Source organism: Coriobacteriia bacterium (assembly GCA_003149935.1).
Taxonomy (GTDB): domain Bacteria; phylum Actinomycetota; class Coriobacteriia; order Coriobacteriales; family QAMH01; genus QAMH01.
Window position 1 is genome coordinate 146,259 of sequence record QAMH01000006.1, and the last position, 12,667, is coordinate 158,925.

Annotated in this window: 12 protein-coding genes and 1 pseudogene; 10 read left to right on the forward strand and 3 right to left on the reverse strand. The window is 59.2% G+C overall.

Going from position 1 to position 12,667, the window contains the following annotated elements; genetic code table 11:
- The first annotated feature begins 28 nt into the window (after nt 1-28).
- Nucleotides 29-754: a DNA-binding response regulator gene (locus DBY20_03255; GenBank protein PWL78910.1), complete on the forward strand. Its 726-nt coding sequence runs from the start codon at nt 29-31 to the stop codon at nt 752-754.
- Nucleotides 751-2,160: a two-component sensor histidine kinase gene (locus tag DBY20_03260; protein PWL78911.1), complete on the forward strand. Its 1,410-nt coding sequence runs from the start codon at nt 751-753 to the stop codon at nt 2,158-2,160. Before DBY20_03255 ends, DBY20_03260 begins: the two co-directional genes overlap by 4 nt.
- A gap of 26 nt (nt 2,161-2,186) precedes the next feature.
- Here the strand turns inward: DBY20_03260 and DBY20_03265 are convergent, their stop codons facing one another.
- Complete coding sequence (locus DBY20_03265) at nt 2,187-3,557, reverse strand: hypothetical protein (protein ID PWL78912.1); 1,371 nt, start codon at nt 3,555-3,557, stop codon at nt 2,187-2,189.
- Between the two features lie 287 nt (nt 3,558-3,844).
- On the opposite strand from DBY20_03265, the gene DBY20_03270 reads away from it, so the two are divergent.
- The 8 genes from DBY20_03270 to DBY20_03305 all read left to right on the forward strand — a co-directional run bounded on the left by DBY20_03270 (nt 3,845) and on the right by DBY20_03305 (nt 11,326).
- A complete protein-coding gene (locus DBY20_03270) occupies nt 3,845-5,299 on the forward strand; it encodes an aldehyde dehydrogenase (protein PWL78913.1) in 1,455 nt (484 codons plus the stop codon).
- 182 nt (nt 5,300-5,481) lie between these two features.
- A complete protein-coding gene (locus DBY20_03275) occupies nt 5,482-5,667 on the forward strand; it encodes a transcriptional regulator (GenBank protein ID PWL79408.1) in 186 nt (61 codons plus the stop codon).
- A 2-nt stretch (nt 5,668-5,669) separates the two neighbouring features.
- Entirely contained in the window at nt 5,670-6,233 is a 564-nt protein-coding gene (locus DBY20_03280) for a hypothetical protein (GenBank protein PWL78914.1), read from the forward strand.
- Nucleotides 6,234-6,414: 181 nt separating this feature from the next.
- A complete protein-coding gene (locus DBY20_03285; protein ID PWL78915.1) occupies nt 6,415-7,905 on the forward strand; it encodes an adenosine deaminase in 1,491 nt (496 codons plus the stop codon).
- A 17-nt stretch (nt 7,906-7,922) separates the two neighbouring features.
- On the forward strand, nt 7,923-8,456 hold the full coding sequence (locus tag DBY20_03290; GenBank protein PWL78916.1) for a cysteine methyltransferase: 534 nt from the start codon (nt 7,923-7,925) through the stop codon (nt 8,454-8,456).
- A gap of 63 nt (nt 8,457-8,519) precedes the next feature.
- Nucleotides 8,520-9,803 carry an MFS transporter gene (locus DBY20_03295; GenBank protein PWL78917.1) on the forward strand — a complete coding sequence of 428 codons (1,284 nt, stop codon included), beginning with the start codon at nt 8,520-8,522 and terminating at the stop codon, nt 9,801-9,803.
- Nucleotides 9,804-10,121: 318 nt separating this feature from the next.
- On the forward strand, nt 10,122-10,736 hold the full coding sequence (locus DBY20_03300; GenBank protein ID PWL78918.1) for a transcriptional regulator: 615 nt from the start codon (nt 10,122-10,124) through the stop codon (nt 10,734-10,736).
- Between the two features lie 323 nt (nt 10,737-11,059).
- The gene (locus DBY20_03305; protein PWL78919.1) at nt 11,060-11,326 is read left to right on the forward strand and encodes a hypothetical protein; all 267 of its coding nucleotides are present in this window, start codon (nt 11,060-11,062) and stop codon (nt 11,324-11,326) included.
- A 77-nt stretch (nt 11,327-11,403) separates the two neighbouring features.
- On the opposite strand, the pseudogene DBY20_03310 reads toward DBY20_03305, so the two are convergent.
- Together DBY20_03310 and DBY20_03315 are read right to left on the reverse strand one after the other, a co-directional pair.
- Nucleotides 11,404-11,595: pseudogene (locus DBY20_03310) on the reverse strand (IS3 family transposase).
- Nucleotides 11,596-11,654: 59 nt separating this feature from the next.
- On the reverse strand, nt 11,655-12,476 hold the full coding sequence (locus DBY20_03315; GenBank protein PWL78920.1) for a MerR family transcriptional regulator: 822 nt from the start codon (nt 12,474-12,476) through the stop codon (nt 11,655-11,657).
- Nucleotides 12,477-12,667 lie beyond the last annotated feature (191 nt).

Below are 12,667 nucleotides of genomic sequence, written 5' to 3' on the forward strand. Positions count from 1 at the left end.
CGTATATGATGACCCGAAGGGAACATGCATGACGACACGGGAGTCCGCCACACTCGTCTTCTACGTCGAAGACGACGAGAACATTCGTGACCTCACGCTTTACGCGCTTCGCCAGGCCGGCTTCGAGGGAAGGGGCTTTCCCGATGCCGATGCGTTTTTCGCGGCATGCGCTGATGACGTTCCCGCCCTCGTGCTTCTCGACATCATGTTGCCGGGCATCGATGGCCTGGGTATACTCGCCCGGCTGCGTGCCGACACGCGCCTTTGCGACGTCCCCGTGATCATGCTCACGGCCAAGGGCACCGAGTTCGACACGATTAGCGGACTTGATGCCGGGGCCGACGACTACCTCGCGAAACCATTCTCGATGATGGAGCTCATCTCGCGCTCGAACGCACTCTTGCGACGCGTGCGACGTGCGTCCGTTGCCATGCGGGAAGGAAATCTTGTCTACGATTCCATTGTGCTTGACCCCCACGCCAGACGGGTCGAGGTGGGAGGGAACCTGATTGACCTCACGTTCAAGGAATTCGAGCTTCTCAAGGTGCTCATGGAGAACCCGGGTCGCGCGCTTTCGCGCGCGCAGCTCTTCGAGGAGGTATGGGGTTCGGAGTTTGTCGGCGTGACGCGTACGGTGGACGTTCACATGCAGACTCTGCGCCAGAAGCTCGAGCAAGCCGATCCGGGTTCGAGTTCCGTGCTCGAGACCGTTCGCGGTATCGGCTACCGCTTGCGTCTTGAGGACGAAGCATGAACGACGCCGTTTCCGCACGTCACGTGCGCAGTCTCTCGCATAGCATCCTGGTGACGGTACTCGTCTTCACGCTCGTCGCCGTTCTCGCGACGGCTATCGCCTTGGTGACGATTGCGTACTTTTCCGAAGAAGAACGTTCGGAAGACCTGCTCGTCGAACAGGCGCGGTCGTGCGCCCAGGTCCTCGATGGATATCCCGCTGATGCACGTGTTGGCGTGCTCGAGCAACAGTTTGCCGGTCCCGAGCGATTCACGCTCATCGATCCTGTCGGTGACGTCATCTTCGATACCGCCGTCAGGGACGGTGCTCTCGAGAATCACTTCGAACGTCCTGAAATGCTCGCCGCCGAGCATGCAGGCGAGGGGGTTCTGGTGCGCCATTCGGACACCCTGAAGAGGGATACCGTCTACGTTGCCGAGCGTCTCTCCGATGGCTACTTCGTGCGCGTGAGCGAGGAGCGCCTCTCCCTGCCGGCCTTCCTCGCTTCGATGGCTTTGCCCGTCGGGGTGGTGCTTGTCATCGCCGTGATTCTCGTCATCATGCTCTCGCGTTTCCTCACCTCGCGCATCATGCGCCCGCTCGACGAGCTTGACGTGCATGACCCGCTCTCCGGAGATGCCTACGAGGAGATGCGTCCGCTCCTGCTGCGCATCGACGAGCAGAAGGAGCAGCTCAGACGACAGAACGAGGAGCTGAAGGAAGCGGATGGCCTGCGCCGTGAGTTTTCCGCGAACGTTTCGCACGAGATGAAGACGCCGTTGCAAGTTATCTCCGGATCGGCCGAGATGATCGCCAGCGGATTAGTCGATCCCGATGACGTGGGAGAATTCGGACGACGCATCTATCTTGAATCGCAACGCCTACGGGCGCTCATCAACGACGTCCTCACCCTCTCGCGTCTTGACGAGTCGTCGTTTGCAAGTGCCGAGCGTGTCCCCGTCGATATGCTCGAACTCGCGCAACGCACGTGCGAGCGCTTGCGTCCGCTTGCGCACGAGCACGGCATCGACCTCGAGTTTTCCGGTGTCGATTTACGCACCTTGGGCAATGAGGCGCTTCTCGAGCAAGCAGTTTCGAATCTTGTGGAAAACGGTATCCGCTATTCGGACGATGGGGGCACGGTCAACGTACACGTCGAAATTGACGAATCGCCCGAGGAGCCGTGCATTGCCGTGCGTGTGAGCGATGACGGCATTGGCATTTCGGAGCAGGATCGCGAGAAGATCTTCGAGCGGTTCTACCGCACCGAGAAGAGCCGTTCGAAGGAGACGGGGGGCACGGGTCTTGGTCTTGCCATCGTGAAGCATGCCGCCCTCTATCACGGTGGGGACATAGAGGTCGAGAGCGTTTTGGGCGCGGGAAGCACCTTTACCCTGCGCTTGCCCCTGGAGTCCTTGGATCGCTAAGCGCTACGCGCTATGTGCCGCCGCTCTCAGTCCAGCCTGCGCAGCGTGGCGCGTGATTTGCCGGCGCGCTTGGCGACGTAGAGCGCCTCATCGGCAATCTGGTAGAGCTCGTCAAAAGTGACGGGGAAGCGCGTGGTCGCGGCCGCTCCGATGGTGATGGAAGGGTTCAGTTCATCGGGCATGTCAGCCGGACGTTCGCGTTTCGCGTAGAGGCCTGCCGAAAGCTGGCCGAGCACGCGGCTCAGGGCGGGGTCGTTGCCCAGGCCGGCGGCGAAGATGGCGAATTCGTCACCCCCGAGGCGGGCAATGATATCGTCCTTGCGCATGCTGCGTCGGAGGAAACGCGCTATCTCCTTTAGCACGCGGTCGCCTTCGGGGTGACCGAAGCAATCGTTGACCTGCTTGAAGTCGTCCACGTCGATGAGGAAGAGGCAGCAACCGTCCTGGCATTCCTCGCTGACGAGAGCCTGCTCGATGCGAGCCATTGCCGCGTTGCGATTGAATATGCCCGTGAGGCCATCGAGCTCGGCCATCTTGCGCAAGGACGCCTCGCGCATGACCATCGCGTGCGTGTCGAGCAAGCGTCCGACGTGGCGCACGGGCAGACCGGTCTCATCATCGAAGATCACGAAGGACTGGTAGCGGCACCAGATGGGGTTTCCCTCGGCATCGGGCAGTGATGTCTCGATGTCGATGAAGTCGCCCTTCTCGACTATCTCGCGTAGGGAATCGATGTCGTGTATCTCGAGGTCTACGTTGCAATCCTTGTCGCAGCGCTTGCGCAAGATGAGGTCGCTCGAGAGAGGAGGACGTCCGAAGCGCGTCTCGAAATCACCGAAGAGCTCACCAGATTGGTCCTGGCAATCGATATCGAACATGACGTCGCGGGAAAGCATGGTCAGCATGTCGACGCGCTCCTCGGCGCGCTCGAGCTGACGCTGGCTATTCACCTTGTCGGAGATGTCGATGATGGTGACGTAGAACCAGGCGGTGCCGCTATCGTCGACGATGTAATGGCCGCGGTCATCGACCCAAAGCTCCGTGAAGTCGGGACGGTTGAGACGGTAGGTGACGGCGTCTCTGTCGCCTACCTTGATTTGCTCGTCGATTTCGTAGAGAACGCGTTCGCGGTCATCGGGGTGGACCATGCCGGGAAAGGTGTTGCCCGTGATGGCACAGAACTCGTCGTAGGTCTTGCAGCCGAACATGTCCAGGACGTCATGGCTTACGTAATCGATGGTTCCCTCATTGTCTGCGCGATAGCGGAACAAGCCACCCGGAATGCGGTCGAGAAACTCCTGCGAAACCTCGTCCTCGATGACGCATCCGTCATGGGATCCGAGCTTGCCCTCGGTAATGCGATGGAATACGGTCATGGTGGCCTCCGCTTGTGCCATTTATGTCTACGATCACACATACTACTACTTTGATATGCGCAGGACGGGGAACTCGGAACGATTGACTGGAAAATGTCATTGCAAAGCGCAGGGGGATGTGCACGCTCTCGGCTGTCGAGCTGTCCGCATGATTCGAGACGTGTGCTTTCGGTGCATGCCGCATTTCATCTCTGTGGATACATCGGACGAGAGTATAATCACCTTCAAGATCAAGCGGCTTCCAAGCGGGGTCGTTTTCATGAACCAAGTGCATGCGCACTTGCATTCAAGTCAAAAGGAGGATTTGAATGAAAGAAGTCCAGCTTTTCATCAACGGCGAGTTCCTCGACAACGGCGATCGCGAGATGCGCGATAACGTCAATCCGGCAACCGAGGAGGTCATCTCGCGTTTCCCCATGGCCACCGAGGCCGACGTAGAGGCGGCTGTCGATGCCGCCTATGAGGCGCAGAAGTCGTGGGAGAAGGTTCCCGCCATCGAGCGCGCCAATTACCTGATGGAGCTCGTCGAGCTTCTCAAGGAAAACCAGGAGCTCCTGGCCCGCACCACATCCGAGGAAATGGGCAAGCCGCTCGCGCAGGCCATGGACGAGGCCGGCTGGCTGCCCGCTTACGTGCAGTACATGGCCGCCCAGGCACGTCACCTCAAGGGCCAGATCATCCCGTCTGATCGCCCCAACGAGAACATCTTCCTCTACAAGATGCCCATTGGCGTTGCCGGCCAGATCATGCCGTGGAACTTCCCGCTGTTCCTCATCGGCCGCAAGGTCGCCCCGGCGCTCATCGCCGGTTGCACCGTCGTGCTCAAGGCATCATCGGATTGCCCCAACGGCGCGTACGAGTTTGCCAAGATCGTCGAGAAGTCGTCCCTCCCCAAGGGCGTCATCAACGTCATCACCGGATCGGGTGCGCTCACGGGCAACGCGCTTGCCTCCAATCCCAAGATTTCCATCGTCACCATCACCGGTTCGACGGAGGTCGGCAAGAAGATCATGAAGGCCGCAGCCGATAACGTCACCAAGGTCTCGCTCGAGCTGGGCGGCAAGGCGCCGGTCATCGTCATGAACGACTGCAAGCTCGACGAGACGGTCGATTACGTCGTCGCCTCACGCGTCATCAACACCGGCCAGGTGTGCAATGCCGCCGAGCGCGTCTACGTGCAGGAGGGCATCGCCGAGGAGTTCACGAAGAAGGTCATCGAGAAGATGAAGACCCTGACCTACGGACCGGCGCTCGCCGGCACCTTCGACATGGGCTCCATGGTCAACAAGGCCCAGCAGGAGCACGTCGACGAGATGGTGCAGTCCGCCATCGCCGAGGGTGCCACGGTCGCCTGCGGTGGCCACAAGGTCCAGGTCGATGGCAAGGGTTGGTTCTACGAACCCACCGTCATCACTGGTTGCACGCATGACATGCGCATCATGCGCGACGAGATTTTCGGGCCCGTGCTGCCCATCACCACGTTCAAGACGCTCGACGAGGCCATCGAGATGGCAAACGACAGCGTCTACGGCTTGACGAGCTCCATCTACACGACCGACTACGATACGGTCATGCGTGCCATGAACGAGATCAAGTTCGGCGAGACCTACGTCAACCGCGAGCACTTCGAGGCGTTCCAGGGCTTCCACCAGGGCGTGCGCCAGTCGGGCATCGGCGGCGAGGACGGCGAGCTTGGCGTCGAGGAGTACCTCGAGACGCATGTCTGCTACGTCGACTGGGATACCAGCCGCAACAAGGCGTAAGCGTCACGCGACACAAGGCTACGAAAGGGGAGCGTCCTGCGGGGCGCTTCCTTTTTTTTCTCGTTTTCTTCTGTTGACGCAGACACGCATATTGTGCAATATATATATTGCATGTACGATATATATTACATTAACGAAGACAAAGCGAAGGAATCCCATTGGAAGGCGAGAAGAACGAGCGCATGCGGGCGGCACGTACTGACCGCGGCCTTTCGCAACAAGAACTTGCGGATGCGGTCGGCGCAACGCGTCAGACCATCGGGCTGATCGAGGCTGGCCGCTACAACCCGAGCCTCAAGCTCTGCACGGCCATATGCAAAACGCTCGGCAAGACGCTGGATGACCTGTTTTGGAAAGCGGGGGAGTGACAATGTACCTGATTCGCAAGTGGAACGAATACATGGGCCCGAAGGACGAGCGCCTCGAGGCCGAGGAAAACAAGTCGATGAAGGTGGCGTCCTACATCCTGCTCATTGGGTCAGTGGTGAGCCTGTACTATTGGATCATGGTCAACCAAGTTGCCTCGACCACCGATCATCCCGTGCTCACGCCCCTCGGGCAGTCCGTGGTTCCCGTTGACTTTCTGCTGATCGTGACAATTCTGGCCGCAGGTCTTGCCTCCGTGGGCATGCAGATGCGGGGTGGAGCGTTCTCCAGCTATAAGCGTTATGCCGAAGTAGATCACATGCCCTGGGACTATGTCGCCATCTTCGCTTTGTTTTGCGGGGCGGGCCTCGGCGTTTTGACCTGTGGGATGCGCATTCTGGCGGAAATCCAGATTGTCGGTATCGAAAGCGTCGCATGGGGCGGGGATCTTGCCATCGGCGTGGTGTTCTTCGGCATGGGATTCGTGCTCGGGTTTGGTGCCATGGCACTTCTTATCCATGATGCAATCAAGCGCCGCCGCGAGCTCGAACGCGAACTGTGGGAGTAACGCTCGGGGACGGTTTGCAATCGAATGCCGAGCGAGAGACAAATCGTTTGCATGTCCGATTCCAGCCAATTCTTTTGCTTCGTTGTGGCTATTCTGGTCTGGCAAATGAATCCGCAAGGCAAATGTTCGACGAGCGAGGATATAAGGAAAGCGAGGTAACTTGAACTCCATTCTCTCAGATATGGCGACGGGCGAGGACCTGAACGCCTCGGAAAAACGAAGAAGGACGCTTTACAAGGCGTTCGAATCCGGTGACACGCGATTCGACGGACAGGTTTTCGTGGGGGTTTCGTCTACGGGAATCTACTGCCGAACGGTATGCAAGGCGAAGATGCCCAAATACGAGAACTGCCTCTTCTTTCGTACGGCGGCCGAAGCCGAGGCGGCCGGCTTTCGCCCCTGCATGACTTGCCGTCCAGAGCTTGCCCCGGGACTATCGCTCGTGGATGCTGGGTCCAATCTTGCGAGAAGAGCCGCGCAGATGTTGCAGGCAAGATGCGCATCTTCGACGAGTGTCGAGTCAATTGCCGCCAAACTCGGTTATACGGACAGACACCTCAGGCGTGCGTTCGAAGCTGAATATGGGGTGACACCTGCGCAATATCTTAGAACCTGCAGGCTCCTTTTGGCGAAGTCCCTGCTTACCGACACCGACCTTCCTGTTTCGCGTGTGGCAAAGGCATCTGGTTTCGGTAGCGTGCGGCGCTTCAACGATGCATTCAAGGAGCACTACCGGCTCACTCCAAGTGATTTGCGCAAGAGACAGGGTAAGACGGTCATTCGGGTCGGAACGATCGCTTTGCACCTAAGCTATCGGCCGCCATATCGGTTCTCGGAGCTGCTCGCGTTCTTCCGGGACCGCGCGCTCGCGCATGTCGAGCTGGTCGACGACACCTCGTACACGCGCGCGGTCCGGCTCGAGGATCGCGACGGGAACATCACATGTGGGTGGGTGCGCGTCGAGGATGACCCCGCCAACAATCAACTCGTCGTCACGATGTCCGATGAGCTTGTCCCCGTGGTTTCCGAGGTGATCGCTCGCGTGCGGCGCATGTTCGACGTAGACAGCGACCCCGTGGCGATCTCGCGGGCCCTTTCCCCGCTCGAGAAAGCCGTTCCCGACGTGCATATCGACGGAATCCGGGTGCCCGGTTGCTTCGACACGTTCGAGATAGCCTGTCGTGCCGTGATCGGGCAGCAGATCAGCGTGAAGGCGGCCAACAAGCTTGCGGGGCGCATAGCCGAACGCTACGGCGAGAAGGTCGAGACCGGCATCGAGGGACTCGACAGGGCGTGGCCTTCTGCCGCAGCCGTGCGTTCGCTCGCGAACGTCGAGGATGCCTTCGGGGAGCTTGGCCTCATAAAGACGCGCTCGCGTGCCATCGACGCGATCGCGGCGCTCATCGACGAGGGCGCGCTCGACCTAGATACTGGCGCTGTGGCGGAAGTGCAGATGGAAGCTCTCCTGCAAGTACGGGGAATCGGCCCGTGGTCCGCCAACTACATCGCCATGCGCACGTTGAGTTACCCTGACGCGTTTCTCGAAACCGATGCGGGTGTCGCCCATGCGCTGCCCGAACTCACGCCGAAGGAACGGCTCGCGCTGGTCGAGGATTGTCGTCCGTGGCGCAGCTACGCGGTGCTGGCGCTCTGGGATTCCCTTTCAGAATAACGGCCAAGGAGGCATGCATGTTCTATTGCAGCGAATACGAATCGCCCGTGGGCACGCTCACGATCGCAAGTGATGGACAGGCCGTCTGCGGCCTGTGGCTCGATGGGCAGAAGTACCATGGCGGCACGATTCCCGAGGAGATGATTCCCAACGACGACGCAGGTGGCTTCGCTCAGCTGCGGGCGTGGCTCGACGCCTACTTCGCGGGTGACCCGCAACCTATTGGCAACGTACCGCTAGCTCCCAGGGGAAGCGAGTTCCAGCAAGCCGTATGGGAAAAGCTTGTCGCGATTCCATACGCTGAGCTCACGACATACGGCGAAATCGCATCCGAGCTCAAGCGCGAGCGGGGAAAGGCATCGGCACTGGCAGTGGGCGGTGCGGTCGGGCACAACCCCATCTCCATCATCATTCCGTGCCATAGGGTCGTTGGCTCGGACGGAAGCCTGACTGGCTACGCGGGTGGCATCGAGCGCAAGCTCTGGCTGCTGGAGCACGAGGGCGTGGACACGAGCAAGCTCTACGTTCCCAAGCGCGGCACGGCACTGTAGCAAGCGACGAGCATGACGTGATGCTCTATCATGATGCGCTGAGCGATCTCGAAGGAAGCGCCTATGCCGGATAACCCCATACACCATGACGATGCACAAGCCGTGAGCGCCGCCGGATTGCCGCTGCAGAAGAACTGGCTCTCCATCATCGCCTTCATCTGGGCCGGCCAGGCCGTCTCCATGATCACGAGCTACGCCGCTGGTTATGCGGTGGTGTGGTACGTGACCGAGTCCACGGGCAGTGCGCTCGTGCTCTCGGTCATGACCATCGCCGTGATGTTGCCCGTCGGCCTCATCTCTCCCTTCGGCGGCATCGTGGCCGACAAGTACAACCGCAAGCTCATCATGATCGTGGCCGATGGCGCCATCGGTGTCGTCTCGCTCGTCGCCGGTTTCCTCATCTTGGCCGGTGACGTCTCCATCGTCTTGCTCATGGTGGTGTGCATCGCGCGTGCCGTGGGCCAGGCGTTTCACAGTCCCGCCATGATGGCGACGATGCCCATGCTCGTGCCCGACAAGCACCTGCTGCGCATCAACACACTCGACCAGCTCCTGGGTTCCGTGGCGGCGATCGGGGCACCTGCCTTCGGCATCTTCCTCTACACGACGCTCGGGTTCTCCTCGGTCATGTTCCTCGACTTCGCGGGTGCGTGCGTGGCGATCCTCGGCCTGGCGCTCGCGAAGGTTCCCACGGTGGTTGATCCGACTGCCTCGGAGCAGCACGTACTGGCAAACCTGCGCGACGGCTGGCGTGCCGTCGCGAAGACGCGCGGCATCGTGCTCCTCTGGGTCATGGTGACCGTTGGCATGATGATCTTCAGCCCGCTCTCGGCCGTGTTCCCGCTCATGACCTTCGACCACTTCGGCGGCGACGGCTACATGGCCTCCATCGTCGAGGCCGCCTTCGGTGTCGGGATGCTCGTCGGCTCGGGCGTTCTCATCGCATGGGGCGGCGGCAAGCGCCTCGCGCTGCTCATCGCGGTGGCTGCCGTCATAGTGGGCGCGACGACCGCGGCCTGCGGGCTCTTGCCTCCCGATGCCTTCGTGGCGTTCGTCGTGCTCGTCGCCGTGATGGCCGTGGCATGCTCGTGGTTCAACGGGCCGACCATGACGCTCACGCAGCGGCATGTGCCCGACGAGAAGATGGGTCGCGCGATGGGACTGCTGAGCGCCGTCATGGGGCTCGCATCGCCCGTGGGCGTTGCCATCGGTGGTGTGCTGGCAGAGCTCATCGGCATCGCGCCGTTCTTCCTCGTGGATGGCCTGGCATGCCTGGCGCTGGGGCTCGTCGCCTATGTGCCGCGCTCGATCCGTGCGCTGGACAGCAAGCAGCCACCTTCGCCGTGAGCGCATGTGTACACTCCCAGTTCAAGGACCCTGTCAAAGACTTTTGACAGGGCTTTTCCGTCGAGGTGCGCGTGTCTGGTCGCATCCCGGTGCTAGGATTCCCTCGCTTCGCACAACCGAGAGAAAGAAGGTACCATGGTTTCCGAACACGCGATGCTCGTGCTCATCTTGCTGCTGGCGATAGCAGTAGTCCTCTTGGCCGTCGCCCTGACGCTCTATGCGGGCAAGTTGGAGGCACGGCTGAAGGGCATCACCGAGCGCATCGATGCACACGACATGGGGTCGGGTACGGCTGACCCTGTAGAATAAGACCATCGTATGGAATTGGCGAACCAGATACGCAAGCATCGCATCGAGCATGGGCTTTCCCAGGATGACCTGGCGGCGGCGATATTCGTCTCGCGCCAGACCGTCTCGAACTGGGAGACGGACAAGACCTATCCCGACGTGCAGAGCCTGTTGCTGCTGAGCCAACTGTTCGGCGTGTCCGTCGATGAGCTCATCCAGGGCGACGTGGCGGTCATGCGACGCACCATGGAAGAGGATTCGAAGAAGATGCACTGGCTCACGATCGCCATGGTGGTGCTCGTGCTCCTTGCGATGGTGTTCTTCGCGGCGCTGGCGGCAGCGTGGCAGGAGCCTACGTCCTTCGGGAAGCTGACCAAGGGCGACCTGGCCGGCTTCGCTGTGTTCGTGCCGCTCTATGCGCTGGGCATGGCAGCCGCGGTGGGAGTCGAGCGCATCAAGCGGCGACATGACCTGGTCACCTATCGAGAGATCATGGCGTTCATGAATGGCGAGCCCTTAGGTACCGAACGCAAGGGACATGCTTTCGCGCGCAGCCATCCCATTGCCACCGTCCTCATAAAGTTCATGTTCGGTGCCGCCATCGGCGCGGTGCTGGGCATCGCGGCTTTCAAGCTGCTCGGGTAGATCTTCGCTACTCCCACTCAATAGTTAAAAACTATCTCCAGTTTGTTCCAGTTTGCCGCAGTTTGTTCCAGTACGTCCCATTTGCATCCAGTCTCAAAAATTGCCGCGAATCCATGGGGTCAAATCTGGGTCACGGCTTTTCGGGTCATTCGAGTCGTTTTCGTGGGTCACGGTGGGTCACGGCAAACTGCGAGAAGTAGCTAATGATCGCATGGACATTATATTTCAAGGGAGGGTAGGATAGAGGAAACTCCGCAAAGCCCTCCCTTAGCAAGTTAGAACAGAGACCTTAGATTTTCCTTCGCTCATCCTAGAGAAAGCTTATGTTGTTTGGTTTGGTTGCGGTAGTTGCAAAGGCAGTCATAGCAATACGTGTCTCCATCGAACGTGCAGGTCGAAACGATTCCGCTTTCGGTAAGCGGCTCGGGTATCGCGAGCGCGAGGTGGAGAAGCGCGAGGCGGTCGCGGTCGCTGAGCCTGCGACTCCCGTGACAGCGACTGCCCCCGCGACAGCCACTGCGGCACCTGCAGGCGCGGCGAGTGCGGTCGCAAGCGGCGCGGCCATTCGCATCTCCAACAGGAAGAAATAACGAAAGCGATTCCCAAAAAAGAGGGGGCAGAACGTCCAGTGAGCTGCACCCCAATACTTGGACGGCTCAAATAAAGACTACGCCACCAGGGACTGGCTCCGGAACTCCTCCAGGGTCAGTCCCTTCAGTTTAACCCGGCGCCTCCTCGTGTTCCAATGGATGATATAGGCGTCGAGGTCCGCCTTGAAGGACTCGAAGTCGGGCCACGTCCTTCCCCGGAAGAGCTCGTCTTTGATGTGACCGAACACCTGCTCAGTCGCGCCGTTGTCGAAAACCCCGCAAGCGGCGCAAAACCCGCAAAACCAAAGGCAGGCAACGCTCATCGACGCTATTGTTGCTGTTCAACCATTATTTCAAGCGTATGCAGGTATTCCGAATCATCATCTGAAACGTATTCGCTCACGTGCCAAAACTCCAATAATTTGCCGCGAGGGGCAAGCGAGTGACTTTGCATGAAAGCACTCATTTCTTCAAAAGCAGCTGGTGTCAGTTGAGCCGGGCCTCTCACCGTGCGACAAAGATACGTGCCCTCGGGAAGAACAAGGGCATCATGATACTCAGCCTTCTCAATAGCCAACAGTGCTTTTTCGGGAACAAAGCAATCGTCATACCGTAGGCGAGTATAGTCCATGACGAAACACGGGATGCTATGAAGCGAGTCTATATTTATTCCCAGTTCGTGAGCTTTCTTGATTGCGTAGTACGGCAGTGGATCGGCGTCTATGTCCGAATCCTCGCTGATAACGATGTAATGGCGAGCGCCCCTATGTCTCAGCCTCGGCTCGCTGTCGCTACTCGCAAGGACGGCATCGGTCGTACTTCTCAGGCACTGCTCGATTTTTCGACGTCTTAACAAAAGTTTACTTATTGTTTCATCGATTCGATCCATCTCCTTGTTAAAGAGTTCGATGGTCTTTTCGAGGCCGTGCGACGAAAGATAGTCGCGTATGTCGCTCAAGGTGAAATTCATTTCGAGCATCGACATAACGATATTGAGGCGAGCGAACTCAACTTCGCCATATACGCGATAGGAGTTCCGCTCCCTCCTGGGCGTTATCAGTCCAACGCTCTCGTAATACCTTAGCGTGTCGGAACTAACGCCGTAGAGTTGGGCGGTCTGCTTAATATTCAGTGGCAACTTCTCGTTCATCGCCGACCCCGTCGCTCGAAGGATTCGCTACCCGCAACACTATAAACCTTAGACCGACTCCAAAGCCAATTCAAGCTATTTGATGCCATTTGAAGGAATTGGGCCTCATAAAATGACTCGTTTTCACATTATTAATCGCTTGACATTGGAATCCCTCAAGACTTTACCATTCCCTGTGGCGAGCCAAAGAA

Coding starts and splice junctions, on each gene's coding strand:
- DBY20_03255 (PWL78910.1), top strand. CDS start 29: ATGACGACACGGGAGTCCGCCACACTCGTCTTCTACGTCGAAGACGAC.
- DBY20_03260 (PWL78911.1), top strand. CDS start 751: ATGAACGACGCCGTTTCCGCACGTCACGTGCGCAGTCTCTCGCATAGC.
- DBY20_03265 (PWL78912.1), bottom strand. CDS start 3,557: ATGGCACAAGCGGAGGCCACCATGACCGTATTCCATCGCATTACCGAG.
- DBY20_03270 (PWL78913.1), top strand. CDS start 3,845: ATGAAAGAAGTCCAGCTTTTCATCAACGGCGAGTTCCTCGACAACGGC.
- DBY20_03275 (PWL79408.1), top strand. CDS start 5,482: ATGCGGGCGGCACGTACTGACCGCGGCCTTTCGCAACAAGAACTTGCG.
- DBY20_03280 (PWL78914.1), top strand. CDS start 5,670: ATGTACCTGATTCGCAAGTGGAACGAATACATGGGCCCGAAGGACGAG.
- DBY20_03285 (PWL78915.1), top strand. CDS start 6,415: ATGGCGACGGGCGAGGACCTGAACGCCTCGGAAAAACGAAGAAGGACG.
- DBY20_03290 (PWL78916.1), top strand. CDS start 7,923: ATGTTCTATTGCAGCGAATACGAATCGCCCGTGGGCACGCTCACGATC.
- DBY20_03295 (PWL78917.1), top strand. CDS start 8,520: ATGCCGGATAACCCCATACACCATGACGATGCACAAGCCGTGAGCGCC.
- DBY20_03300 (PWL78918.1), top strand. CDS start 10,122: ATGGAATTGGCGAACCAGATACGCAAGCATCGCATCGAGCATGGGCTT.
- DBY20_03305 (PWL78919.1), top strand. CDS start 11,060: ATGTTGTTTGGTTTGGTTGCGGTAGTTGCAAAGGCAGTCATAGCAATA.
- DBY20_03315 (PWL78920.1), bottom strand. CDS start 12,476: ATGAACGAGAAGTTGCCACTGAATATTAAGCAGACCGCCCAACTCTAC.